A 26,398-nucleotide genomic window follows, 5' to 3' on the forward strand; every position below is an offset into this window, starting at 1 on the left:
GTCATTTTTTTATGTCTAACACAAAAGGAATATGCTCTGGCAACGGTGCAAGTTTGCCTAACTCCACCCACGCACAAGGAAAATGGAAATCAGACCCCATAGAGCCGGCAAGTTGATGTTCTTCCGCGAGTTTTACCAATAATTGATACTGGTCGCGACTTTGTCCACAACCGGAAATTTCAATGGCATCACCGCCCCATGCTTTAAAACTTTCCGTCAGTTTTCGTACCCACTTCATAGTCATCGTATAACGCAACGGGTGGGCAAACACGGCAACCCCACCGGCTTGATGAATGACGTCGATGGTTGTTGGAATATCAACCCACTGCGGTTTGACATACGCCGACTTCCCCTGCCCCAAATAACGTTTAAAGGCTTGACCATCATTAGAAACTTTACCGATTTGTACTAAATGACGGGCATAATGGGCTCGCGTTACCTCCCCCTCACCGGCTAATTTTTTCGCTTCCTCATAGGCATTCGCCACACCGGCTTTGGCTAATTTTGCCCCGATTTCCTGCGCTCGACTATCCCGCAAATTTGCTTGTTCAGCCAAAAGTGCGGTCATTTTTTCATGTGAAAGATCAAACCCTAATCCTACAATATGAATAGAATGACCTTCCCAAAGGGTCGATAACTCTACCCCATTAATGAGCTGAATGCCTAACGCCTCAGCCTGTTTACGGGCTTCAGGTACGCCGGCTACTGTATCATGATCAGTCAATGCCAGCACATTCACGCCTTTTTCATGAGCACGCAAAACCACCTCTGTCGGCGATAATATCCCATCGGAAGCTGTACTATGGCAATGTAAATCGTATTTTGTCATGTGTTAACCTACGATTCTGTTCTAATTTCATAATTATTTTCTTTAACAATAACCGCTTGATGATTATTGATTGGAAATAAATTGTATGTGGATTGATAAGCCCGAATGGTTTCCATTGCACTTTCTTCAAAAGGAAACTCACCATAATGTGGCACAATGGCAAAATTAACGAGATTGAGTGAAGAATAATCAGTCAATTCGGAAGCAACCATTTTATCATCCATAATTTGGTTGTATTTAATATTACCAGCAGTAATTATTGCTCCTGCAGATTCTCCGATATACACCATTCCTTCTGAAATTCGTAAGTTAATCAACTCAAGTAAATTTTTTTTCTTTAATTCTTGTAACAGATAAAACGTATTGCCACCTGAAATATACAGATATGGTGTTTGTTTTATTTTTTCCTTGATAATCACTTCAGATGTATTGGCAATATCTAAAATATCTACGGAGAATCCTAATGTCTGAAACACATATTTCGCTTCATCAATATAGCCTACATAATGCTCTACATTGCCGGCAGTTGGGATAAATAATACCTGTTTGGCTAATATTTGTTCTTGTATAAAATTTCTAAACAGATTTCCCACACCTGAAAAATAAGAAGTTAAAAATAAGGTTTTCATCTCGTTACTCTCTTATTTAATTGCTTGAACCAATTCTTTAACTAATCTCGGTCCATGATAAATCAAGCCTGAATACACTTGCAAAAGCTCGGCGCCTGCTTGGATTTTTTCTTGAGCATTTTGCACACCATCAATGCCGCCGCTGCCAATAATGGGGATCTGCCCTTTGAGTTCTTGGTATAATCGTTTAATAATTTCTGTGCTTTTCTGTTGTAAGGGTTTTCCGCTTAATCCGCCCTGCTGCTCAGCATTTTTTAAATATGTGACGTTGTCGCGAGAAATCGTCGTATTGGTCGCAATGACACCGTCCATTTTATGACGCAGCAAGGTATCGGCAATTTGAATTAGCTCACTTTCCGTTAAATCCGGTGCAATTTTCACTGCAATCGGCACATATTTGCCATGCTGTGAAGCCAGTTCTTTTTGACGAGATTTAATGCTTCTTAGCAAATCATCAAAATAATCACCATATTGTAACTGGCGCAAATCCGGCGTATTAGGCGAAGAAATATTCACGGTAATATAACCGGCGTAGTTATAGGCTTTATTCAAACAAATCAGATAATCATCTTTCCCTTGTTCTAAAGGCGTCAGTTTATTTTTACCGATATTAATCCCTAGCACGCCGTCATAGTGGGATTTTTTGACATTTTCAATCAGCTGATCGATACCATAATTATTGAAACCGTTTCGATTAATAATGCCTTCGGCTTCTACCAAACGAAACTGGCGAGGTTTGGCATTTCCCTCTTGCGCCAATGGCGTCACTGTGCCCACTTCAATGAAACCAAACCCCATGGCACCAAAACCATCGATCGCTTCCGCGTTTTTATCTGCGCCCGCTGCCAAACCGATAGGATTTTTAAATTCAATGCCCATGACGGTTTTCGGTGTGTCTTGAGGGCAATTTAGAAGTTGTTTTAAGAGAAAATGAAATGGCGGGTATGCCACTAAGCCAAGGGCTTTTATCACCAAATCATGGGCATCTTCAGGATCAAGGGCAAAAAGACCTTTACGAATGAAAGAATACATATTCGTTTATCTCTCCGGAGAGTTAACTGTGAAAGGAATAGAAAAAGTGCGGTTAAATTTAACCGCACTTTTCATGTTTACTGTAACGCTTTTTCGATTTTCTCAAATAAATCGCGAGATAAATCCGCTGTCTCACTAATGCGTTCTAGCGCACGTTTCATTAAGGTTTGGCGCTGCGCATCATAACGTGCAAAACGAATTAACGGCTCAATTAACCGAGAAGCCACCTGTGGGTTGCTTTTGTTCAGTTTAATTAAAATTTCCGTTAAGAAACGATAGCCGGAACCATCAATCGCATGGAAAGCCTTCAAGTTTTGATTAGCAAATGTTCCCACTAACGCACGCAAGCGATTCGGGTTGTTAAAGTTAAAACTTGGATGCTCCATCAGTTGAATGACGTTTTGCAATACATTGTCTTCCGGACGAGTCGCTTGTAAAGCAAACCATTTATCCATAACTAAGCCGTCATGATGCCATTTTTGCTCAAAATCCGCTAATAAACCATCTCGACAAGCCAATCTCGCTTGTGTCGCAGAAGTTAAGGCGGCGAGTGTGTCGGTCATGTTATTGGAATAGGTGTAATGTTTGTTCACCAGATTATTGCCAATATTGGTATAGGCTAAATAGCTTAAACAGACATTACGTAGTTTGCGTAAAGCAATGTCTTCCCGATTGATTTTGTATTCATCCAAACGAATGGCGTTGTAAGTTCTTAACAATACCTCTTGTAAGCTGTCTGCAATTGCGACAGCCATAAACTCCCTGGCAGCGCTGATGGCATCCGGATCAATGGTTTTAAATAATTCCGCAAATTCTGTCGCTTTCGGCAACGTGAGAATCAAACTGGTTAACTCAATATCCTTTTGATAATTATCTAAAACTTGATAAAACACGGCTGCCGTTTCCGCCGATAATTCTAGCGGTTGGCCTTGTTGATAGTGAGAGACGTTACGTCGTAACTCAGAAGCCAGTAACATCTGCGCCGCATCCCAACGAATAAAGCCATTTTCAGCACATTTTAGCAAGGTAATCAGTTGTGAAGAGGAATAATCATAATCCAATTTCACCGGTGCAGAAAAATCGCATAACAAGGCTGGAATCGGCTTAGTGTAAAGATTATGAAATTCAAAGGTTTGGTCTTTTTGAGTAATGTTTAACACACTATCCACAACACCATTGGCATCATAAAGGGTTTGTACCGCACCTTTTTCATCATATAACGCAATTTTCAATGGAATGTGTAAATTCACTTTTTCCATTTGATCTGCCGTTGGTGGTGTTAATTGAGAAACCTGTAATTGATAAACGTGATTTTTTTCATCGTAACGATCACTGATGGTCAACTCTGGCGTGCCGGATTGGCTGTACCAGCGGCGGAACTGGGCTAAATCCAAATTATTGGCGCGCTCCATGGCAGACACAAAATCTTCACAGGTTGCCGCTTTGCCATCGTTTTCCGCAATATATAACTTCATGCCCTTTTGAAAGCCTTCTTCGCCTAATAAGGTATGCAACATACGAATCACTTCCGCGCCTTTTTCGTACACAGTAACCGTATAGAAGTTATTCATTTCAATCACTTTTTCCGGGCGAATCGGGTGTGCCATCGGTCCTGCGTCTTCAGCAAATTGTACGGTACGCAAAAACTTCACGTTATTAATGCGATTTACCGGGCGGGAGCCTGTGTCAGAGGAAAATTCTTGGTCACGGAAAACCGTTAACCCTTCTTTTAAACTTAGTTGAAACCAATCACGGCAAGTGACTCGATTCCCTGTCCAGTTGTGGAAATATTCATGCGCAATGACACTTTCAATGGCTAAATAGTCGTCATCGGTTGCCGTTTGTGGATTTGCCAACACATATTTATCATTAAAAATATTGAGCCCTTTATTTTCCATGGCGCCCATGTTGAAGAAGTCCACCGCGACAATCATGTAAATGTCGAGGTCATATTCTAAATCAAAACGTTCTTCATCCCATTTCATAGCACGTTTTAAACTTTGCATTGCCCAATCAGCGCGATCTAAATTGCCACGATTCACATACAATTCTAAAGCGACTTCACGACCACTTTTGGTGATGAATTGATCTTTCAGCACATCAAAATCGCCTGCCACTAACGCAAATAAATAACTTGGTTTCGGGAAGGGATCTTTCCATTCCACCCAATGACGTCCATCGTCTAAATCGCCGCTGTTAATGCGATTGCCATTAGAAAGTAAAAAAGGATATTTCGCTTTATCGGCGGTAATTTTCGTGGTGTAACGTGCTAAGACATCCGGTCGATCTAGCATGTAGGTAATTTGACGAAAGCCCTCCGCTTCACATTGTGTACAAAAAGCGTCACCGGATTGATACAAACCTTGTAGTGATGTATTGGCTGCCGGATTTAAAATCGTCGTGATTTCCAGTTCAAACTGATTTGCATCGATTTGCTCAAGATTTAGCGTTAAACTTTCCGGATCTTGTTGATATTGTGTAAAAGGTGTTCCATTTAATTTAATGGAAGAAAATTGAAAATCCTGTCCGTCTAGGCGCAAGGTGCTGCTGTTTGGATTAAGACGTTGATATTGGCTTGTGGCAACCACCACGGTCTTTTCCGGTTCTAATTGAAAATCGAGATAGATATCGGTTACCGTGAAATCGGGGGTTTGATAATCTTTTCTATATTTGGCTTTAGCGAGCATAAAACAACCTAATTCTAAGGGCTAAAAAGTGCCGTTAAGGATATGATTTTTAGCATTAAGTTGCAAATGGATTTTCTTTGCCAAAGTTATCGCAAACGTTTGCGCATTATGCTATTCTAGCGCCGTTTTTTATCTCCAAGAATGAGGCAAAAATGTCTTTAACATCCCCAAAAGTCGCGATTGTGATGGGTTCTCAAAGTGATTGGGCAACCATGCAAGAAGCCACGCAAATCCTCGATCAATTACAGGTTCCTTATCACGTAGAGATTGTTTCTGCACATCGCACCCCCGATAAACTCTTCCAGTTTGCCGAAACCGCACAACAAAAGGGGTATCAGGTGATTATTGCCGGTGCCGGTGGTGCTGCCCATCTGCCAGGAATGATCGCTGCCAAAACCATCGTGCCCGTACTCGGCGTACCGGTGAAAAGTTCCATATTAAGTGGTGTAGATAGCCTCTATTCTATCGTGCAAATGCCTAAAGGCATTCCCGTCGGCACCTTAGCCATCGGGCCGGCCGGTGCGGCAAACGCGGGCTTATTAGCCGCACAAATGTTAGCCATGAATGATACTGAATTAGCAAAGCGTTTACATGAGTTCAGACAGGCGCAAACACAAAGCGTGTTAGACAATCCGGACCCGCGACGTTAAAAACAACGAAAATATCTACCGCACTTTATCCATGCTCAACCTAAAAAGTGCGGTCATTTTTTTCCGTGTTTTTTAATAAGTAACTAAAGGTAGTGCAAACATGAACGTTTGTGCCATCAATAAAAATCAATGAGAATACTATGCAAAAATCCGCTCTCTACCCGACGATTTATGTGCTTGGCAATGGACAACTCGGCAGAATGTTACGCTATGCCGGTGCGCCTTTAGATATTCAGGTTCAACCGTTGCCTTTCGATGCACCCGTATTTGAATTATCGCCTGATGATATTATTACCGCTGAAATCGAACGTTGGGAACAAACGCCGCTCACCAACCTCCTTGGCAATCACGCCAATTTCGTCAATCAAAAAGTCTTTGCACAATTAGCCGATCGCTTAAGCCAAAAATCCTTATTAGATAAATTACATCTTCCGACTTCGCCTTGGTGTCTACTAAAAGAACCATCACAATGGGCGGAGGTATTTCACCATATTGGTGATAAAGTTGTCGTTAAGCGCCGTATGGGCGGTTATGACGGCCGTGGGCAGTGGATTGTATCTGATGAAAATAAAGCGCAAATTACGGAAGACTTGTTCGGGGAAACCATTGCGGAAAAATTCATTCCGTTTGATTATGAAGTGTCTCTCGTGGGTGCTCGTTTCCGTAACGGCGAGACTCGTTTTTATCCGGTCACCCACAATTTACAGCAAAATGGTATTTTACGTTACAGTGTCATGGATGTCACTTTTCCACAACAAGCTGCACAGCAACAGCAAGCTGAAATGATGTTAGGCAAAATCATGAATGAGCTCAATTATGTGGGCGTGATGGCAATGGAATGTTTTGTGGTCGGCGATCAGCTTTTAATTAATGAGCTTGCGCCACGCGTACACAATAGCGGTCACTGGACACAACTTGGCTGCGCTGTGAGTCAATTTGAATTGCATTTGCGGGCATTGTTAGATTTACCAACGCCGGAATTAAAGGTCTCTGCGCCAAGCGTGATGCTGAATTTAATCGGCACTGCGCATAACCCACAATGGCTAAATACGCCCTTTGCACAATTACACTGGTATGGCAAAGAAGTCCGACCGGGGCGTAAAGTGGGACACATTAACCTTTCGCATCCGGATAAAAAGGTCATTATCGCCCAATTAGACAAACTCGCCACAGAGTTGCCGGAAGAGTATCAATCTGGTTTGCAATGGGCAAAAAATAAGTTGATATAGTTAACATATTTGAAACATATTGCTTGTCAAAAAGAATACCGAGCAGTATAACTAAAATAATTTTTCACCCACCATCCGAGGATAACACTATGTTTGAAAAGATTACTGCCGCACCGGCGGATCCAATTTTAGGTTTAGGCGAAGCATTTAAATCCGAAACCCGCAGTAACAAGATTAATTTAGGTATCGGTGTCTATAAAGACGCCAAAGGTAATACCCCAATTGTTAAAGCGGTAAAAGAAGCAGAAAGACGTTTATTAGAACAAGAAAATACCAAAAACTACTTGCCGATTGATGGCGTTGCTGATTTTAACGTACGTACCAAAGAATTATTGTTCGGTGCGAATTCTGACATTGTAAAAAACAATCGTGCGAGAACCGTACAAAGTTTGGGCGGAACAGGTGCGCTCCGCATTGCTGCAGAGTTCGTTAAACGCCAAACTAACAGCCAAAATGTGTGGATCAGCACACCAACCTGGCCAAACCACAATGCAATTTTCAAAGCGGTAGGCATTAACATTCGCGAGTATCGTTACTACGATGCCGAACGCAAAGCCTTAGATTGGGACAACTTAATTGCCGATTTAAGCCAAGCCGGTGAAGGCGATGTGGTTTTACTTCACGGTTGCTGCCACAACCCGACCGGTATCGACCCGACACCAGAGCAATGGGACAAACTGGCTGAAATGTCTGCACAAAAAGGCTGGTTGCTATTATTCGACTTCGCTTACCAAGGCTTTGCTCATGGCTTAGAAGAAGATGCTTACGGTTTACGCGCCTTTGCCAAAAACCACAAAGAACTTTTAGTGGCAAGCTCTTTCTCTAAAAACTTCGGTTTATATAACGAGCGTGTTGGTGCATTCACTGTCGTGGCGGAAAATTCTGATATTGCTGCAACAGCATTAACTCAAGTGAAAGTCATTATCCGTACCCTCTACTCCAACCCGTCTTCTCACGGGGCAAATACCGTTGCATTGGTATTAAATGATGCAAAATTGCGCCAAGACTGGGAAAACGAACTCTCCGAAATGCGCGACCGCATCAAAAAAATGCGCCACCGTTTTGTTGAGTTGCTTAAAGAATACGGTGCACAACAAGACTTTAGTTTCATCATCAACCAAAACGGGATGTTCTCTTTTAGTGGTTTAACCGCAGAACAAGTTGACCGCTTAAAAGAAGAATTTGCCATTTATGCCGTGCGCTCAGGCCGTATCAACGTTGCCGGCATTACCGAAGACAACATTCGTTACCTCTGCGAAAGCATTGTCAAAGTGTTGTAATTTTTGACCGCACTTTAAAAAGAAAACGGCATCGAAATAGATGCCGTTTTTTGTTAAGGTTACGAGCCTTGGATGAATCCAACCCTTGAAATAGGCGCTTACCAAGGGTTGGAATAAATTACGCAGATAAGATCTTATCTGCTGCGATTTTGGCTAAAAAACTGCTACGGTTTTTATATTCACGGTGCGTTGAAACAAAATCATCAATACGCTTAATTAAATAAGCCGGCATTGTGATGTTGATTTTTTCAGATTTACCCAATAAATGCGTAATATCCACATCAACCACACCAAAAAACATACCGTAGTTAGTAAAATCAGGGTTGTTACGATGATTTTCCATTGATGTTGGTAAAGGCACTTCCTCGCCCATTTCAACCAATAATTCTAAATGCCCGGCAATGGCTTCTTTTGCATTGGCGTAAGCTTCTTCAAGCGTATCACCGGCAGAAAAACAGCCAGGAATATCCGGCACGATCACACCAAATGCGTGAGTTTCGTCACCTGGCTCAATTGCGATTGGATATAACATAATCTTTCCTCTATTGTTTTAATAACAGGGCTATTTTAGCCTTGCTTGTTTTAATATTGAATTTTCCGTCCCTTTCTTTAAATCCTTTTTAGGATGTGGAACGGTCACAATCCCTTTCTTTATCGGATGAGTAAAGTGATAGTGGCTTCCTGTAGCATGGTGAAAAATCCAACCATCCGCTTCAATCATCTTAATTATTTTTCGACTATCCACATTGATTTGCTCCCATGCTGTTTGATCATATAGTTATTATACCTATAATTAAATTACAATCAATTATTTTATGGTTATTACACCTCCTTTCATCACCTTTTAGAGTTTTAATTTTTCACTTTTTTGGTTGAATTTAATTTTTAAACGCTCTATAATGCTACAACTTACTAAGGGGAAGACTATGAATAACTTTGGAAAAATTATCCGCAAAGCGCGGATAGATACAGGGGAAACCCTTTCAACAATGGCGAAAGCTTTGGGGAAAACCATTTCTTTTTTAAGCGCGATTGAAACTGGAGTAAAAAAGATCCCAATGGAAATTGTTCCCCAAATCCGAGAATATCTTGTGAGTAAAGGCGCTAATACTGCCGATCTTTTACATCTAGAAGATCACGCCAACATTGCAAACGGTTCAATCAAGCTAGACGGTTTAAAACCAAGTCAAAAACAAATGATGGCAACTTTTGCTCGTAGTGATTTATCGCAAGAGCAATTAGATTTAATTAACAAAATTCTGAATGCTAAATAGGGATATAGTCAATGGCAGAAGTTGAAGATCAACAATATAAATTACGTGGACATATGGTACAACGTAGAACCCATCAAGAAATTGCCACCGAAGCCGTCGTGCAATTTTCTAAATTATCGCAAATTGAGCAAGGTCAATTGAACATTGAGCGTTTTATCGATCACCTCGCAATGGAAGATATTGCCGTTCATATCTTGCCCAATCGCGAGTGGAATAAAAAACACTTCCTAACAAAGGGATTAAGCATTCCCATTCAAGGAAAGATTTTTATTCCACAGAAATTATTCAATGGTGCGGTAAAAAATAACCCAGAAGATTGGAAAACCTTTTTCCACGAATTGGGACACGTTGTACTAAGACACGAACCAATTTACCTAAAGGCAGATGAAAAAAGGGCAATAGAATCACTCGATGATGCAGAAACACAAGCTGATTACTTTGCCCTTGTTATGATGAAGTTATTTAACTTAAGGGATGAACCCGCTCAGTTAGAACTTAACTTTTGAATTATTTAGGCGATTTGAAATGCTACCAACATTTTAGATTGCCTTGGAATGGAAGTGAGAACGCCCCTCTTCCAATTGCATAAAATGCTCGTTTCTAGTGAAACACTGTGTATTCTAAGTATTTTATAGCAATTAATCAATATCGTTCTCGTCAGTTTTAATGGAGAATTAAATATGATTTTTTGTTCATATCCAAGATCCGTTCATGTAAACGCATATATTCGCCGTAAAAAAGGACGTTTTGAACGCGTTTGCGAACATTGTCGTAGTTACCCTGCAAAATAATCAAATTATGTATTAAAGCCGATTTTAATCGGCTTTTTATTATGAATAAAAGCAAAATATTACGTCTCCCAAACACACGCCACCCCACCGCTTGCCAACATCAACAGAAACGACCGACATTTTCGTCGTTTTAAGGCGATTAAAATATTCTAGTCTTGATAAATTGAGATACTACCATATTTCCGCTTTATCCCAACACTTTACGTAAATCAGAATGAAAATATCAAATAACTCAGGCGTGACCCGCTTCATTACCTGAAAATGCCAGTCTTCTATCAACATACCTAATTCATCGATTATTGGCTGGGAGCGATATTTCAGCAAATAATGTATCGAGTTTCAGTTTAGCAAATCCCGTTGAAATACGCGGATACTCCCCATCATAACGTGGCGTCGCCCAATCGCCAAACTCAACCGAAACTTTGTTAATATTGATACTACTCATCTACACCTATAATTCTTTAAATTGCGGTCAGTTTCCTACTCGTTTTGGCTACTCCCTTAATTTCGCTATATAAAATAAATTATAAAGATGTATATAATTTCATATATAATGAACCACATTAAAAACTAACCGCGCTTTTCTCATGAATAAAAACACATTGATTTTTATCCTGCTTATTTTATTGCTTTTTAGCCTTACCTTGTTTTCCTTGTCTTGGGGACGTTTTGCCATTCCGATTGAAAATCGTAGTGCAAATCCTAATGGGCAATAACACCAGTGACGTACAAAACAACATCATTTTCAATCTGCGCTTGCCACGCATTCTTGCTGCTATTTTAGTGGGCTCTGCGCTTGCGGTGCCAGGCTCAACCTTTCAGGGGATTTTCCGCAATCCGTTGGTGCCGCCTGATCTGTTAGGTGTATCCAGTGGGGCTTGTATTGGCGCAGCCATTGCGATTTTACTCAGTTTCGGTTTGTTTGCCATTCAAGGATTCGCGTTTGTAGGCGGTTTAATTGCCGTGTTGATGACTATGAGCCTGCCGAAGCTGGTACAGCGCGATTCCACGATCATTCTTGTGCTTTCCGGGATTATCATTTCCGACTTTATGATGGCTTGTCTTGGTTTAATCAAATATCTCGCCGACCCGGAAACCCAACTTGCTGATATTGTATATTGGCAAATGGGGAGTTTGACCAAAGTGGATTACAAAAATCTGAGCCTGCTTTCACCGATGATTTTGCTGACTACCGGCGCGTTATTAATGATGCGCTGGCGCATTAATGTGCTGTCATTGGGTGATCGGGAGGCAAAATTAATTGGTGCCAATATTCGTTTGGAACGCAACGTTATGGTGGTGTTTGCCACCTTGCTCACTGCTTCTGCGGTCTGTTTAAGTGGCACGATCGGTTGGATTGGCTTAATTATTCCGCATTTGGCGCGCATGTTTATCGGCGACAATAACCTTCGCACCCTTCCGCTTTCCGCGCTGATCGGCGCCATTTTCTTATTGGTTATCGACACCTTGGCCCGCAACTTATATACCCAAGAAGTTCCGCTTGGCATTCTAACAGGCTTTATCGGTGCGCCGTTCTTTGCTTGGGTGTTAGTGAAGCAAAAAGTCGCGGAATAAGGAGCCGATATGTTAAAAATCAACCAACTTTATTTTCAACATCAGCCTCATATTCCGTTATTAAATGGTGTGGACTTAACGTTGAATGCAGGTGAATTGGTTACCATCCTCGGTGCTAACGGGCGTGGAAAATCAACGCTGCTGAACTGTATTGCCGGTTTACTCACTCCACAACAGGGCGAAATTTTCCTCAATAATGTAGAAATTAAGCATCTGACAAGTAAACAAATTGCCCGTCAAGTCGCCTATGTATCGCAACATTCACCGCAAACTTATCAATACAAGGTATTGGATTATGTGGTGCTGGGACGTGCAGCTCACCTAGGTTTGTTCGGCAAACCGCGTGAGGAAGATTATCACCTCACAGAACAAGCCTTAGCCCAACTGGGTATCAGCCATTTTGCCGACAAAATTTATATGCAAATGAGCAGCGGTGAAAAACAATTAGTGAATTTAGCCAAAATTTTAGTGCAACAGCCGCAACTGATTTTGTTTGATGAACCCACTTCTGCCCTGGATTACGGCAATGTATTTAAAACCTTGAGCCTGATTAAAGAGTTATCACATCAGCAATTTTCCATCATTATGACCACCCATAATCCCGACCACCCGATGCTTTTGCATGATGTGATCCCAAACAGCAAAGTGGCCATCTTAAATACCCAAGGAATTTAGCGGTAGGCAAAGACGCTTACGCAATTATCAAAGCCACTTCCGTGATGATTGGCGTAGAATAATTTATTCTTAATTAAAGATAAAACAACCGTACTTGAAAAAGTGCGGTTGTTTTTTATTTATAGCCAGTCAAAGCCAGACTATAAAAATCATAGGCTATGCGTAATTCAAGATCTCGTGCGTAGCGTGCATCTTGATGCACGACCAAACCACGCACGGAACGTTATTTAATTCTTTTGGATATTCACGATTTCGTGCAACAAGTTGCACTCTACGATTCTAGAATCGCTATATCTTAGATCCGTAACACGAACGTGTTTTTGGTATTACAACCGCAGAAATATTGAAGTTATGATACCAAATGTGATACTAAAATCATAAAATTAAATGAAACTCTATGAAACAATAAAACAAACAAAAAGGCTATAAATGTTTGATTTTATGTGATGAATGGAACTTTATGATGCTTTATGAAAAGAAAAGATGGTGCGACCGGCTGGACTCGAACCAGTGACCCCCACCATGTCAAGGTGGTGCTCTAACCAACTGAGCTACGGTCGCAAATTGCGTGCGATAATATCTAGCTTTTTGTATTAACACAAGCTTTTTATCGTATTTGTTGACTGAATGCAAAAAAAATATACAAAAAAACGGAATTTTCCTTTTGGTGTTTGGGTTTACCATGCTTCAATGACAAGTCATTTCATAAAATACCTCTTTTTGATTAATGCAATCAATTTCACCCATCGTTTTTTCAAATCATTTTTATTGATTTAAATCATATATTTAGATTTCATTTTTCGTCAAAATCGCGCTGCTATTTTTACTTTTCTAACATTGGAGCACAAAGGATGAAAAAATTTGCACTTAAAGCCGCCGTCATTGCGATTGCCGGTTATTTAGGCGTTGTTGGATATATCCATCAATATGATAAAGGACAGTCAGAAAAATTACTTGCTGAGGGTAATTACTCTACCGAACAACAGAAGATTGCCAAAATTTTGTTTGATAATGGTTGCCAGTATTGTCATACCTCGAATGCTGATTTGCCTTTCTACGCTAACCTTCCCTTCGCAGATTCTGTCTTAAGCCATGATATTGAATCAGGTAAACGCGTCTTTTTATTAAATAAATTACTGGATGGCTTAAAAGATCCGAGTAAATTATCTGAAGTGGATTTAGCAAAACTTGAACGTGTGATTGAAAATAACGAAATGCCGGTAGCTAAATTCCGCCATATTCACTGGGGAAGTCGCCCTGATGACAGTGAGAAAACCACGTTATTAAATTGGATTCGTGAGCAACGCAAGGCCTTTTTGCCGGCAAATACGCAAGGCGCCAATCCCCACAATCTGATCCAACCAATTCCCGATGCTATTATGACCGATCCTGCCAAAGTAGAACTTGGTCGCAAACTCTTTATGGATGACCGCCTCTCTGCAGATAGCACCGTTCAATGCCACAGCTGTCACCAGCTTGACAAAGGTGGGGTTGACCGCTTAGATGTCTCCACCGGTATTGACGGTAAAAAAGGGGGTATCAATGCGCCCAACCGTATTTAATGCCGCATTTAACTTTGTTCAATTCTGGGATGGTCGCGCAATCGATCTTGCCGCACAAGCGGGAGGACCACCCATTAATCCGGTCGAAATGGGCAGCCATTCATGGGATGACATCGTAGCGAAATTTAAACAGGATGAAGAATTCCAAAAAGAATTCTTGAAAGTGTATCCTGAAGTAAGCCAAGCGACATTAACCCACGCTATCGGTGAATATGAAAAAACCTTGATCACCCCAAATAGCGATTTTGACCGCTACTTAAAAGGCGATAAAACCGCATTAAATGAACAGCAATTAAAAGGCTACGAATTATTTAAAAAATATAAATGCGATACCTGCCATACCGGTGTGAATATGGGCGGCCAATCTTATGAATACATGGGTATTTACGGTGATTACTTCAAAGATCGTGGCACACCAATCACTGAAGCCGATCAAGGTCGTTTCGCACAAACCAAGGATCCGTATGATATGCATCGCTTTAAAGTGCCGTCATTACGTAATATCGCATTAACTGCGCCTTATATGCATGATGCTTCTGCAAAAGACTTGAAAGAAGCTGTTCGCATTATGTTGCAATACCAAAGCAATGTGAAACCGCAACAGCAAGACATTGATGACATTACGTCTTTCTTAGAAAGTCTCAATGGTGAGTTTGAAGGTAAGAAATTGCAATAATCGCAATCAATAAAAAGTGCGGTGGATTTTCAACACATTTTTAAACGCCGTAAAAATTCACCGCACTTTTTTAGAATCGTAGCATGCAACTTGTTGCACGAAATCATGAATGTCCGAAAGAGTTAAATAACGTTCCGTGCGTAATTTGGTCGTGCATCAAGATGCACGCTACGAACTGTTACATTCTTTTATTTGATATGTCATAGAAATAAAGGAGAGAATGTGCTGTAAAGCGACATTCTCTCTCGCATTGATTAATAAAATAACTTAGGCAGTTGTCACATGTTTTGCCATTTCTTCATCACGTAAAACACGACGTAAAATTTTACCCACGTTGGTTTTAGGCAATTCCTCACGGAACTCAATATCTTTTGGAATTTTATAGCCGGTTAAATATTTGCGGCAGTGTTGTCGTAATTCATCGCGGGTTAAACTTTCCTCTTTCTTCACAACGAAGAGTTTGATGGTTTCCCCTGACACGTCATTTGGTACACCGATTGCCGCGACTTCAGCCACTTTATTGTTTAACATCGCCACATCTTCGATTTCATTCGGATACACGTTAAAACCGGACACCAAAATCATGTCTTTTTTGCGATCCACAATGCGCAAACTGTAACTTTCATCCATGATCACAATATCACCGGTTGCCATCCAACCATCTTTGATCACTTCTGCGGTGGCTTCCGGGCGTTGCCAATACCCTTGCATCACCTGTTCGCCTTTCACCCACAACTCCCCAGCTTCACCGAGAGCTGCTTCAGAACCGTCCTCTTTCACAATGCGAATATCGGTGTTTGGGACAGGTACACCAATACTGCCGTTATGCTTCACCACATTCACCGGGCAGGCCGCAATTAACGGAGAGCATTCCGTCATGCCGTAACCTTCAATAATGTTACAACCGGTCAATTCATGCCAACGGGTTGCAACAGATTGGTGAATCGCCATGCCGCCGCCCACAGAAAGTTTTAAGGCAGAGAAATTCACGTTCTTCAACTCGTCATTGTTTAACAAGGCGTTAAACAAGGTATTCACGCCGGTAATCGCCACAAACGGATATTTTTTCAGTTCTTTTACAAAACCCGGAATATCACGCGGGTTCGTAATTAATACGGCAGTCACCCCTAATTCAATAAACAACAAGCAGTTCACGGTGAGAGCAAAAACATGATACAGAGGCAAGGCCAAAATGGCTAATCGCTCACGACTACGATCACCCACAAAAGGATAGGCAATCCACTTGGCTTGGAACACATTCACGATAATATTGCCGTGCGACAACATCGCGCCTTTTGCTACGCCCGTCGTACCACCGGTGTATTGCAAAAAGGCCAAATCATTGCGTTCTATTTGCGGACGCACATATTGACGATATTTACCGACACTCAACACTTCACGGAACGTGACCGCATTTGGCAACTTATATTTTGGCACGAGTTTCTTCACGTATTTCACCACGAAGTTCACTAATGTGCGTTTACCGAAAGACAACTGATCGCCCATACGGGTCAAAATAACGTGTTTCACGGAGGTGTTAAAAACGATTTTTTCTAACGTAGAAGCAAAGTTAGACACCACCACAATGGCTTTAGCACCACTGTCTTGAAGTTGGTGTTCCAACTCACGTGGTGTGTAAAGCGGGTTCACATTTACCACCACAAGGCCGGCGCGTAAAATACCAAACAAGGCGATTGGATATTGCAACAAATTCGGCATCATTAATGCCACACGCTCACCACGCTCCAACTTCAATTCATTTTGCAAATAGGCCGCAAAAGCACGACTGCGTTCTTCCAATTTACGAAACGTTAACACTTGTCCCATATTAATGTAAGCGGCACGGTCGGGATGTTCACGAATCGCTTTATCAAACATATCTAAAATCGAATCATATTCTGAGGTGTCCAACTCATGCTCAGAACCTTCCGGATAATTTTGAAACCAAGGTTTAGTCATGATGATTCCTTATCTTTTTTATTTATTTTTATAAAATGAGGCGGAATTCTAACATTCCACCTAAACTTAATACAAATTATAGCGAAGACGTGGTTCAGCCCACATGAATCTCGGTGCGCCCCAACCGTATGGATAAAACGGCCCGTAATCATCCATATCATCCGGATCGTAATAATATTCTTGAACTAACTTCCAAAGACGATATTGATGCGCTTGCACAACCGGATAGCTGTAATCTGCTTGATCAATTTTGCCCTGCTCTTTGCCACTTAGCACGCCAGCAATGGTAATGTATTGATCTTTTAAGTTTTCCGGATCCACAAAGCCGTTTAAGTAGGCAATAAAACGCCCGTTGCTGTGGCTATCAATCATCGGTTTTGCGGAGAAATAGGCAACCGTTTGATTCAATACTTCCACTTTTGTCTGATTTTTTAATGCAGTAGCAGAAATCACTTTGCCGCCCAAACGCACTTTCACACAACGGCAATCATAATCTTGCGGTTGGATGTTATTTAAATTTAACGCATCAAATTGTTTTGGCTCTAACCCTTGTGGCGCCGACACACAACCGGTTAAAACAAGAGAAAGTGCGGTCAATATTAACCCTATTTTTTTGCTCATTTTAATGCTCCTCTAAAAAGGTGATTAAAATCTATTCTCGCCCCGGCAATTTCTTCCACGTCACTTCATTGCGTAAGTAAATCGGCTCAATCTCCAACGGGCTGATGGTCTCGCCGGCAAACCATTTTGGCAACGCCAAATCCAGCATATATAAGGCAGAAGGCAAAGTGATATCCGTCGTTTTACCAAGATTCGCTTCGTTTAATTCAGGATAAGCTGCCCAGCCGGTTCCCACTAAAACGGCGTTTTCATGATGTTGTTGAGCTACCTGCTCAATGACTTTTGACGGGCTACACACCTGCTCGGCAATAACCGGTTGCCAATCTAAAAACTCGCCGAAATCTGACCGCACTTTTTGTGCCTGCCATTGGGCAAAATACACTTCATTCATACGGGCATCAATGGCTGTCAGCACATTTTCTGCCTGATATTGCGCATAGGCAGCTTGTGCCATTGCGGCTAAATTGGACACCGGAATCACCGGCAATTCAGCCCCGAAGGCTAAGCCTTGCGCAATCCCTGCGCCAATGCGCACACCGGTAAAACTGCCCGGACCTCGACCGAAAACCAGGGCATCCACTTGATGTAGCGTAATGCCTGCTTGTGCCAAAATTTCATCCACCATCGGCAAAATATGTTTGGTGTGTTCACGCTGTGCAAATTGCGCTAAATGTTTTTTTTCACCGCCGCGTAACAAAGCAACAGAACAAGCCTCTGTTGCGGTATCTAAAGCTAATAATGTGACATTTTTCATATTTATATTGATTCGTTGTTATCGTCTGTCTTTAACGTTGTTAAGAATTGTACCACTTTGTGCAAATCCCGCGTACGTTTAAAATTCGGCAAACTGCGTAAAAAGGTTTCCCCATAAGGTCGCATCACCAAGCGGTTATCGCAAATAATCACAGCACCGCGATCGGTCACATCACGAATTAACCGTCCTACGCCCTGCTTCAAGGTAATCACCGCTTCGGGAATTTGAATATCATTAAACGGATCGCCCCCTTGCAAACGGCAATCTTCAATGCGGGCTTTCAGCAAAGGCTCATCAGGCGCAGTAAACGGCAATTTATCGATAATCACCAGCGACAACGCATCGCCCCGCACATCCACGCCCTCCCAAAAACTGGAGGTGGCCACCAGCACGCTGTGCGATTGCGAAATAAATTGTTCCAACAGCGTCGTTTTTGCCGTTTCGCCCTGCAATAAAATCGTCAGTTCACTGTTTTCACGAAAATAATCCGCCAGGCTACGCATCATGGCGTACGACGTACAAAGCACAAAACAACGGCCTTGGTTGGCTTCGATAATCGGCAGTAACATCTTGCCTAATTGAGTGAACGTGCCGCTGTGATTGGTTGCCGGTAGATAACGTGGCACGCATAGCAAGGATTGCTCTGCATAATTAAAGGGGCTTGGCAGAATTTTCTGCGCAGCCTGTTGAATGCCTAAACGCTGGCAAAAATGGGCAAAAGTACCGCCCACTTCCAAGGTGGCAGAGGTGAAAATCCAGGCGCATTTTTGTTTTGCCATTTGCTCACCGAATTTATCCGCTACAGTAAGCGGCGTAATATGCAGCCCAAACTGGCGACCGATACATTCAAACCAATAGCAATAGCCGGTAATTTCTGTTTCCGTCAGGCGTTTAAGTAAATTTTGTAACTGGGCAATGCGCTCAAAAATGCTGTCCAGCGTTTGTGAACGCCCCAAGCCTAATTTCACCACTTCGGCGGTGAAATTCAGTTTTTCCAATAAAAAATCAAAGGCTTTTTTGACCGCACTTTGTTGCAGCATTTGCCGCCAGTTACCGCGCAAATTCCCCTCTCCCAACATTAAACGGAAATCCTGCACGATTTTTAACAGCTGATCTGCCGCCACACCAAGCTGTTTCATGTCTTTCACTTCGGTGCGATAGGTAATTTGAATGTCTTTGCACAAATCAAAAAGTTGACGGGACGTGACCGATTGACCGAAATATTGGCTGGCGATATCAGGCAGTTGGTGCGCTTCGTCAAACACAATCACTTCAGCATTTGGAATCAATTCACCGAAGCCGTTTTCTTTCACTGCCATGTCGGCAAAAAATAAATGATGATTAACCACCACCAAATCCGCATTCAACGCTTTTTTACGCGCCAATGCCACAAAACAATCCGCATAATTGGGGCAATCACTCCCCAAACAACTTTCCGCCGTACTGGTGAGTTGAGGCAAAATCGGGCTATCTTCGGCAATTTCAATACATTTGGACAAATCACCGGTCTTCGTGGCATTGCGCCATTTGCGCACTTTGGATAAATCATGCAGCACATTGCGATCACCCAGTACACCTTGCGCAATCACCTGTTCCAAACGTTCTAAACATAAATAATTGGCACGCCCTTTGAGCAACGCAATTTTGCCGCTGTACCCGAGGGCTTTTTGAATGGCTGGCAGGTCACGATTAAACAGCTGCTCCTGTAAATTTTTGGAACCGGTGGAAATAATAGTTTTCTTTTTCGCCAATAACGCCGGCGCCAAATACGCAAAGGTTTTGCCCGTGCCTGTGCCGGCTTCCACCACTAACGCCCCTTGCTGTTCAATGGCATTACCCACCGCCGTCGCCATATCGACCTGTTCTGCGCGGGGATGAAAGCCCCTGATATGGGCGCTCAATGCACCGTCTGGGGAAAACGCCTTGCTAATTTGTTTTGAATACGCCATTATTTTTCACCTGTTAAAAAGTCGGCACAGTATAGCAGATTTCCCCTTTTTTCTGAATCACAAGGACAAGATGATGAACATTCAATTACAACAACAAATCACACCAGAATTGAGCTTATATGCTTACAACGACATTCCCGTTTTACATTTACGCCACGCCGTCGGCACCGCCAAAATCGCCTTGCAAGGGGCACATTTATTCAGTTGGCAACCGACAAACAGCAAACAAGACGTATTGTGGTTAAGTGATATCGAGCCGTTTAAAGCCGGCACGGCAATTCGTGGTGGTATCCCTATTTGCTACCCATGGTTTGGTAACGCAGGCACCCCTGCGCACGGTTTTGCTCGCACTAGCCTATGGCAATTAAGCGACTACGAGATTAATAGCGACAAAGTGCGGTTAGTTTTTTCGTTATTTTCCAAACACAACATCATCTTGGCTAAAATCGAAATGCTATTCACCGAACATTGCGACGTGCGCTTCACCCATTACGGCGACGTTGGCATGGAAAACGTGCAACTGGCGCTACACAGTTATTTCAACATTGGCAACATCGCCAACACGACGATCGTCAACCTGCCAACAGCCTGTTTTAACTCTCTCACTAAATCACAGGAAACCGTGCCTTCACCACGCACTATCAATGAAAACGTAGATTGCATTTATGCCGCCCCACAGCAACCAACGGAAATTCACGACCAAGCCAACCAACGCACCCTATTCGTGACTCATCAAAATGCCAGCGATGTGGTGTTATGGAACCCATGGCACAAAGCCACAAGCAGCATGTCAGAAAACGGCTATCAAACCATGGTGTGCGTAGAAACCGCACGAATCCATCGCTATCTTCAGGCTGGCGAAACCGTGGCGGTGAGATTGAGTGTGAAATAGTTCAAAGTGCGGTCAGATTTTTAGATGTTTTTCAACACTCAACATCTGATCGCTTTAGTTTTAGGTAAATCACCTAAAGTTTCCTATCAAAACGATTCATAAAACATCTCATTTTTGGCCTAATTTGCCATTTATTACTGCCGTGTTTGTGAGTAACATAATGGGTGATTCAAAACACATAACCATCCATATAAAAGGAGATTAAATCATGAAAAAATTAATGACTGCAGTCGTTTTCGCTGCTGCAATGACAGCACCCCTAGCTGCCTCTGCAGCTTCTATGCCAGAAACAGAAAAAGCGATGGCACAACAAGCAAACACAAAAGGCGTTTGGATTGACGTTCGCTCTGCCGAAGAATTTAACGCAGGTCATTTACAAGATGCGATTAACATTCCGCATGAGCAAATCCTTGACCGCATCCAAGCTGTTAGCCCGGATAAAGACGCACCTATCAACCTCTACTGCCGCAGCGGCCGCCGCGCAGAAGTGGCGTTAAACGCACTGAAAAAAGCAGGTTACACCAACGTTACCAATCATGGCGGTTATGAGGATTTGGTTAAGAAAGGCATGAAATAAGCACGCCTTATTTAAAATAACAATCCCCTAAATTTCTCACTGGAGAATTTAGGGGATTTTTTGTAAGTATATTTGTTTAATCAAGAAGCTCAAAACATATGTCATTAACCATTTTATTAGGAAAAATCCTTACTAGGATAAGAAGATGATATGCCGACTGCAATAAATGTATTATCAATCATCATAGCTTCCTTAATTTTCGGCTAAGATAGATTCAATATTATACAACGGCATATTCACCATCCAATCCTGTTCCCGATAATCCGCCATGGAAAATCGAATTGCCTGTTCGGGCTGAAATTGTTCTACATACACTTTTAAACTTTTCGCTTTCAAATTTTCTTCCGCTTTGACTTCAATTGGAATCACAGCTTGCTTGCGTTGCACAATAAAATCAATCTCTGCCATGCCTTTTTCTGTTGCCCAATAAAACACCGGATTGTCTTGTGTGGCAATCAGCTGTTGCAGGACGTATTGTTCAGTCAATGCGCCTTTAAATTCGCTGAAGATACGGCTGCCCTCTAACAGTACACTCGCATCCAAATGACTTTGTGCGGAAAGCAACCCCACATCTAAGCCATACAATTTAAAGGCATTATCTTGATAGGCGGAAAGAGGCAAATGTGGTTTTTTCACGCGAGGTACGGGATGCACCAAACCGCTGTCTTTTAGCCATTGCAACGCAATTTCATAATCTTTGCTCCGCGCCCCTTTTTGGAGTTGGGAATAAATGAATTTTTTATTTTCTTTGGCAAGCTGTTCAGGAATAGATGCCCAAATTGACCGCACTTTTTGCACCGTGTTGCCATCTGAAATGTGTTTGGAAAAATCTTGTTCATACGCCATCAATAAATTACGTTGTACTTGACGCACTTCATCGACATTTTGCGTGTCAACAAATACCTTCACCGCTTCCGGCATACCGCCAACAAAATAATATAAGCGAAGCAAATCAATATAGGTCGTTTTCATTGCTGTAATCAGCGACCAGTCTTTCAGTTCAAGCAATTTCACCAACTCTTGTTTGCCAAGTGCGGTTAGAAATTCGTGAAAATCCATGGGATAAAGCGGTAGAAAATCCACCTTGCCTACAGGAAATGACGCTTGATGATGTAACGATACTCCCAGTAATGAACCAGCTGAGATAATATAAAACTGCGGTGCATTTTCATAAAAGTATTTCAGTGATGACAGTGCTTGCGGGGCTTCTTGCACTTCATCAAAAATAATCAGGGTATTTTCCGCTTGAATATCAATACCGCTTTCAATTTTCAAACCAAGTATCAAGCGATCAATATCATAGTCGCCAGAAAATAACGTTTTCATGCGAGGGTTATTATCAAAGTTGATATACGCCACCCTCTCAAAGGATGTCTCGCCAAAGTGTTTCATCGCCCAAGTTTTACCAACCTGCCTTGCCCCTTGGATAATCAATGGTTTGCGGTTGGTTTTGTGCTTCCATTTTTCTAAGGATTGAATAATTTTTCGCTGCATAATGTCTCTCAAAGTGATGAATTGAATAGATTATAGCTAGCCTTAAACATTTTTTCTAACGAAAAATCTATACTTGAAACACTTTTTCCAATGTAAAAATGTAATAAGTTAACATTTCTTCAATTGAAAAGTTTTTGATTATCGCCAGCCAAAGCCTGGCTATAAAAACCATACGCTATGCGTATATTTACCTCTCGTCTCGTACAACTTGTTACACGAATGATTAACCTCGATACGTAATTCACGATTTCGTACGTAGCGTGCAACTTGTTGCACGACCAAACCACGTATGAAACGTTGTTTACTCCTTTCGGGCATTCACGATTTCGTATGTAGCGTGCAACTTGTTGCACGACCGAACCACGTACGGAACGTTGTTTAACCCCTTCAGGCATTCACAATTTCGTGCAACAAGTTGCACGCTACAGAAGAGATGATTGATTGCTTTAGACGGTTTTTGTATGTAACGTCTTACGGGTGGGAAAACGCCAATGGCAGAGGCTGTTTAACATTAACAACAGCAATCCGCTCCAAATGAAAAAATAGGTTAAATAGGCGGATTCATTCACCGGTGTGTGTAAGAACCAAATGGCGAATAAAAAAAGCAGGCTTGGTTCAAGATAGCTCATCATGGAAAATAAATTCACCGGCAACAATAGACCGGATTTTAGATTGGCAGTCACGGAAACGGCGCTAATTAATCCCAATAATGGCACGAACAACCAATAGCGCGAATCGCTGACCAGTAAATCTGTTACATTCGGTTGAAATGCCAAGTAAATAAAGCAGGGAATCGAAATAAAAATAATATCTAACGTTAAGCCTTGCAACGCCGGTGTTTTCATGGCGCGACGGCTTAAATAATACGGTGGATAACCCAAGCAGACCCATAGGCTGGTCCAAGAAAACGTTTGTGTCGTCCACAATTCATGGGCGACACCGAGTGTGGCTAAAAATAGCGCCATTTTTTGTAATAAGGTTAAGCGTTCTTTAAACCACAAATAACCGCCAAATGCCATGACTAACGGAAATAAAAAGTAGCCCACCGCCACATTTACGCCTTCGCCATTCACCGGCGCCCACATAAATAACCAAAACTGACTACCTGCCAAGGCGCTACCCATCAAAAAGATCAACCAACGTTTCCAGCTTGAGCCTAATTCGTTGCGAATAAAGGTTTTCACACCGGATAAGCCCATTATGGGTAATAAGATCGCCAATATGGCAAATAATGATCCGATCATGCGCAAAACAAAAACATCCGTACCATTTAACGGCAACATCCATGCGCTGAATAAATACATAATGCCAAATAAACTTTGCGAAAAAATACACAGCCACACGCCTTTGGATACTGCTTGCATGATTCTTCTCCACCTTAGGTTAATCCGGTAGCCATTATACTTAACGCGCTAAATAACCCATTTCAATTAATTGGGAATAATGAGATAATTTCTCAAAATTTACGTTAGTTTTGGTAAAAATTCTCAAACGGTGAAATTATGTACCACTTAGATAAACTTGATCGGTCGATTCTTAATGAATTGCAAACGGATGCCACCCTTCCGCTAAAAGAACTGGCTGATCGGGTTAACAGCACGATTGCCACCTGCCAACGCCGTATTCAATTACTGAAACAACATCACGTCATCACTAAACAAGTGGCGATAGTCTCTCCTTCTGCCGTGGGGAAATCCATTAGCGTATTTGTGTTGGTGGAGTTAGATAATCAGCAATCTCATTATCAAGATGAATTTGAACGCAAAATGCGCGGGGAGAAGGATGTGATCGCCTGTTATGAAATTTCCGGCGATTATGATTATTTGCTGTTGGTACATACGGAAGATATGACAAGCTATCACCGTTTTATTCACGAAGTGCTAATCGGTGGCGCACATGTGAAAGGCTACAAAAGCCAGTTTGTGATGAATTTCTTTAAGGCGGAAAGCAAAATTATTCTGTAGTGTACCCTTACCAAAGGCTCATTTGTTCTGAGACTTTTTCTTCCGGCAAGGTGACGTGCAAGCCGATTAAGCGAATGCTTCTCCCCTGCCGACGTGTCCAAATTTGCCCCAACAATTGTTGAAAATTTTCATGTGAAAATTCCACCGCACTTTTCTCCAATGTCGTCACTTGAAAATCTTCAAATTTGAGTTTCACACCAATTTTTCTTAATTGCGCCAAAGGCATCTCCGGGCAAGCACGTTGCACGCGCTTCACTAACTGTGGATAGAGGGTTGCCAACACGTCAACGCCTTCTTCCAACTGATGAATATTACTTAATAAGGTGGTTTCCACGCCCACAGATTTGCGCTCACGGTGCGGTTGAATTTCCCGCTCATCAATACCGTGGCTATACTGCCAAATGCGTTGCCCCATTTTGCCGAATAAATTTAATAACAGGTGACGATCCGTTTTCTGTACATCGACACAGCGCACTAACCCCATTTGCAATAATTTTTCCGCGGTGACTTTGCCCACACCGGGAATTTTCTTTAAGGGCAAATTGGCGACAAAATCGTTCACCTCTTTTGGCTCAATCACAAATTGTCCGTTCGGTTTATTTTGATCAGACGCGATTTTGGCGAGGAATTTTAATGGCGCAACGCCAGCGGACGCCGTGAGGTGCAGCTCATTGAAAATCGCCTGGCGAATTTCCTGCGCAATCCATGTGGCGGAACCGGCGCATTTATCACAGTCGGTGACATCTAAATACGCTTCATCCAGTGAAAGTGGCTCAATAATAGACGTATAACGTTGAAAGATTTGATGAATTTGTTGAGAAACGGCACGGTACAGCGGCATATTCACCGGCAACAACACCAAATTCGGGCACAGTTTTAAGGCTTGCGCAGTAGGCATCGCACTATGTAACCCAAATTGACGGGCAGTATAATTACAAGTGCTCAACACCCCTCGTTGTTCGGCACGCCCTCCCACCGCAACCGGCTTATCGGCTAATGCGGGATTTTCGCGTATTTCAACAGAGGCATAAAAACAATCCATATCAATATGGATAATTTTTCTGGGTTTGCCATTCAACATATCAGACATAACTAAAGTTCAGACAACTAAAGTGCGGTGACTTTTTGCGATGTTTCTTGAGGCGGTATTTCAGGTTGATAGGAAAAAGTGCGATAAAAGAATGCAATTAGCAATATTATCAACATGATAAGAATCTGAATTAAGCGTTTTTTCGTGAGTTTTTCGGCAGCCATAAATCCTCGCTCGGTGTTTTATACTTCTTAAATTGACCATTTAGT

Annotated in this window: 22 protein-coding genes, 1 tRNA gene and 3 pseudogenes; 11 read left to right on the top strand and 15 right to left on the bottom strand. The window is 42.1% G+C overall.

All coding sequences use genetic code 11. The annotated features are described in order from the left end of the window. Position 1: 1 nt before the first annotated feature. The 4 genes from J5X96_RS06355 to pepN form a co-directional block, all read right to left on the bottom strand. Entirely contained in the window at positions 2–829 is an 828-nt protein-coding gene (locus J5X96_RS06355; RefSeq protein ID WP_209362396.1) for a PHP domain-containing protein, read from the bottom strand. Positions 830–837: 8 nt separating this feature from the next. Then, complete coding sequence (locus J5X96_RS06360) at positions 838–1,458, bottom strand: Type 1 glutamine amidotransferase-like domain-containing protein (RefSeq protein WP_209362398.1); 621 nt, start codon at positions 1,456–1,458, stop codon at positions 838–840. A 12-nt stretch (positions 1,459–1,470) separates the two neighbouring features. Further along, positions 1,471–2,490 carry a quinone-dependent dihydroorotate dehydrogenase gene (gene pyrD, locus J5X96_RS06365; RefSeq protein ID WP_209362399.1) on the bottom strand — a complete coding sequence of 340 codons (1,020 nt, stop codon included), beginning with the start codon at positions 2,488–2,490 and terminating at the stop codon, positions 1,471–1,473. Between the two features lie 77 nt (positions 2,491–2,567). After that, on the bottom strand, positions 2,568–5,177 hold the full coding sequence (gene pepN, locus J5X96_RS06370; protein ID WP_209362401.1) for an aminopeptidase N: 2,610 nt from the start codon (positions 5,175–5,177) through the stop codon (positions 2,568–2,570). Positions 5,178–5,329: 152 nt separating this feature from the next. Here pepN and purE point away from each other — a divergent pair, with 152 nt between their 5' ends. The 3 genes from purE to J5X96_RS06385 all read left to right on the top strand — a co-directional run bounded on the left by purE (position 5,330) and on the right by J5X96_RS06385 (position 8,336). Continuing rightward, positions 5,330–5,827 (top strand): 5-(carboxyamino)imidazole ribonucleotide mutase, encoded by a 498-nt coding sequence (gene purE / locus J5X96_RS06375; protein WP_209362403.1) that lies wholly within the window; start codon positions 5,330–5,332, stop codon positions 5,825–5,827. Between the two features lie 140 nt (positions 5,828–5,967). Next, a complete protein-coding gene (gene purK / locus J5X96_RS06380; RefSeq protein WP_209362405.1) occupies positions 5,968–7,056 on the top strand; it encodes a 5-(carboxyamino)imidazole ribonucleotide synthase in 1,089 nt (362 codons plus the stop codon). An 89-nt stretch (positions 7,057–7,145) separates the two neighbouring features. Then, positions 7,146–8,336, top strand: a complete 1,191-nt coding sequence (locus J5X96_RS06385) for an amino acid aminotransferase (protein ID WP_209362407.1) — start codon at positions 7,146–7,148, stop codon at positions 8,334–8,336. Positions 8,337–8,454: 118 nt separating this feature from the next. Here J5X96_RS06385 and J5X96_RS06390 read toward each other — a convergent pair whose 3' ends face one another. Beyond that, positions 8,455–8,868 carry a type II toxin-antitoxin system HicB family antitoxin gene (locus J5X96_RS06390; protein ID WP_111277557.1) on the bottom strand — a complete coding sequence of 138 codons (414 nt, stop codon included), beginning with the start codon at positions 8,866–8,868 and terminating at the stop codon, positions 8,455–8,457. A gap of 30 nt (positions 8,869–8,898) precedes the next feature. Continuing rightward, complete coding sequence (locus J5X96_RS06395; RefSeq protein ID WP_111277555.1) at positions 8,899–9,081, bottom strand: type II toxin-antitoxin system HicA family toxin; 183 nt, start codon at positions 9,079–9,081, stop codon at positions 8,899–8,901. Between the two features lie 181 nt (positions 9,082–9,262). Between J5X96_RS06395 and J5X96_RS06400 the strand changes: the two genes are divergently transcribed. Then, positions 9,263–9,610 (top strand): helix-turn-helix transcriptional regulator, encoded by a 348-nt coding sequence (locus J5X96_RS06400; RefSeq protein WP_209362409.1) that lies wholly within the window; start codon positions 9,263–9,265, stop codon positions 9,608–9,610. Between the two features lie 11 nt (positions 9,611–9,621). Beyond that, a complete protein-coding gene (locus J5X96_RS06405; RefSeq protein ID WP_209362411.1) occupies positions 9,622–10,116 on the top strand; it encodes a hypothetical protein in 495 nt (164 codons plus the stop codon). Positions 10,117–10,690: 574 nt separating this feature from the next. Here J5X96_RS06405 and J5X96_RS09765 read toward each other — a convergent pair. Beyond that, positions 10,691–10,846: a hypothetical protein gene (locus tag J5X96_RS09765; protein WP_245193452.1), complete on the bottom strand. Its 156-nt coding sequence runs from the start codon at positions 10,844–10,846 to the stop codon at positions 10,691–10,693. A gap of 142 nt (positions 10,847–10,988) precedes the next feature. Between J5X96_RS09765 and J5X96_RS06415 the strand changes: the two are divergent. Both J5X96_RS06415 and J5X96_RS06420 read left to right on the top strand, forming a co-directional pair. Then, a pseudogene (locus tag J5X96_RS06415) lies at positions 10,989–11,976 on the top strand (FecCD family ABC transporter permease). Positions 11,977–11,985: 9 nt separating this feature from the next. Next, a pseudogene (locus J5X96_RS06420) lies at positions 11,986–12,645 on the top strand (ABC transporter ATP-binding protein); the annotation flags it as partial. A 490-nt stretch (positions 12,646–13,135) separates the two neighbouring features. On the opposite strand, the gene J5X96_RS06425 reads toward J5X96_RS06420, so the two are convergent. Then, a tRNA-Val gene (locus J5X96_RS06425) sits at positions 13,136–13,212 on the bottom strand. A gap of 290 nt (positions 13,213–13,502) precedes the next feature. Here J5X96_RS06425 and J5X96_RS06430 point away from each other — a divergent pair. Continuing rightward, positions 13,503–14,889 (top strand): annotated as a pseudogene (locus J5X96_RS06430) (cytochrome c peroxidase). Positions 14,890–15,156: 267 nt separating this feature from the next. On the opposite strand, the gene fadD reads toward J5X96_RS06430, so the two are convergent. The 4 genes from fadD to J5X96_RS06450 form a co-directional block, all read right to left on the bottom strand. After that, on the bottom strand, positions 15,157–16,848 hold the full coding sequence (fadD, locus tag J5X96_RS06435) for a long-chain-fatty-acid--CoA ligase FadD (RefSeq protein ID WP_209362412.1): 1,692 nt from the start codon (positions 16,846–16,848) through the stop codon (positions 15,157–15,159). Between the two features lie 66 nt (positions 16,849–16,914). Next, complete coding sequence (locus tag J5X96_RS06440; protein WP_209362414.1) at positions 16,915–17,469, bottom strand: Slp family lipoprotein; 555 nt, start codon at positions 17,467–17,469, stop codon at positions 16,915–16,917. A 31-nt stretch (positions 17,470–17,500) separates the two neighbouring features. Beyond that, the gene (tsaB, locus tag J5X96_RS06445) at positions 17,501–18,223 is read right to left on the bottom strand and encodes a tRNA (adenosine(37)-N6)-threonylcarbamoyltransferase complex dimerization subunit type 1 TsaB (protein WP_209362416.1); all 723 of its coding nucleotides are present in this window, start codon (positions 18,221–18,223) and stop codon (positions 17,501–17,503) included. 2 nt (positions 18,224–18,225) lie between these two features. Next, positions 18,226–20,172 (bottom strand): ATP-dependent DNA helicase, encoded by a 1,947-nt coding sequence (locus J5X96_RS06450; RefSeq protein WP_209362418.1) that lies wholly within the window; start codon positions 20,170–20,172, stop codon positions 18,226–18,228. 70 nt (positions 20,173–20,242) lie between these two features. Between J5X96_RS06450 and J5X96_RS06455 the strand changes: the two genes are divergently transcribed. Both J5X96_RS06455 and J5X96_RS06460 read left to right on the top strand, forming a co-directional pair. Further along, positions 20,243–21,064: a D-hexose-6-phosphate mutarotase gene (locus J5X96_RS06455; RefSeq protein ID WP_209362419.1), complete on the top strand. Its 822-nt coding sequence runs from the start codon at positions 20,243–20,245 to the stop codon at positions 21,062–21,064. A 208-nt stretch (positions 21,065–21,272) separates the two neighbouring features. Further along, positions 21,273–21,641, top strand: a complete 369-nt coding sequence (locus J5X96_RS06460) for a rhodanese-like domain-containing protein (protein WP_209362421.1) — start codon at positions 21,273–21,275, stop codon at positions 21,639–21,641. A gap of 192 nt (positions 21,642–21,833) precedes the next feature. On the opposite strand, the gene J5X96_RS06465 is transcribed toward J5X96_RS06460, so the two are convergent. Both J5X96_RS06465 and J5X96_RS06470 read right to left on the bottom strand, forming a co-directional pair. Beyond that, entirely contained in the window at positions 21,834–23,135 is a 1,302-nt protein-coding gene (locus J5X96_RS06465; RefSeq protein WP_209362423.1) for an ATP-binding protein, read from the bottom strand. A gap of 446 nt (positions 23,136–23,581) precedes the next feature. Then, positions 23,582–24,499, bottom strand: coding sequence for an EamA family transporter (locus tag J5X96_RS06470; RefSeq protein ID WP_209362425.1), 918 nt, complete (start codon positions 24,497–24,499; stop codon positions 23,582–23,584). A gap of 138 nt (positions 24,500–24,637) precedes the next feature. On the opposite strand from J5X96_RS06470, the gene J5X96_RS06475 reads away from it, so the two are divergent. Next, entirely contained in the window at positions 24,638–25,099 is a 462-nt protein-coding gene (locus tag J5X96_RS06475; protein ID WP_209362426.1) for an Lrp/AsnC family transcriptional regulator, read from the top strand. Between the two features lie 7 nt (positions 25,100–25,106). Here J5X96_RS06475 and dinB read toward each other — a convergent pair whose 3' ends face one another. Then, the gene (gene dinB, locus J5X96_RS06480) at positions 25,107–26,189 is read right to left on the bottom strand and encodes a DNA polymerase IV (RefSeq protein ID WP_209362435.1); all 1,083 of its coding nucleotides are present in this window, start codon (positions 26,187–26,189) and stop codon (positions 25,107–25,109) included. Positions 26,190–26,398: the final 209 nt, after the last annotated feature.

The organism is Aggregatibacter sp. 2125159857 (assembly GCF_017798005.1).
Taxonomy (GTDB): domain Bacteria; phylum Pseudomonadota; class Gammaproteobacteria; order Enterobacterales; family Pasteurellaceae; genus Aggregatibacter.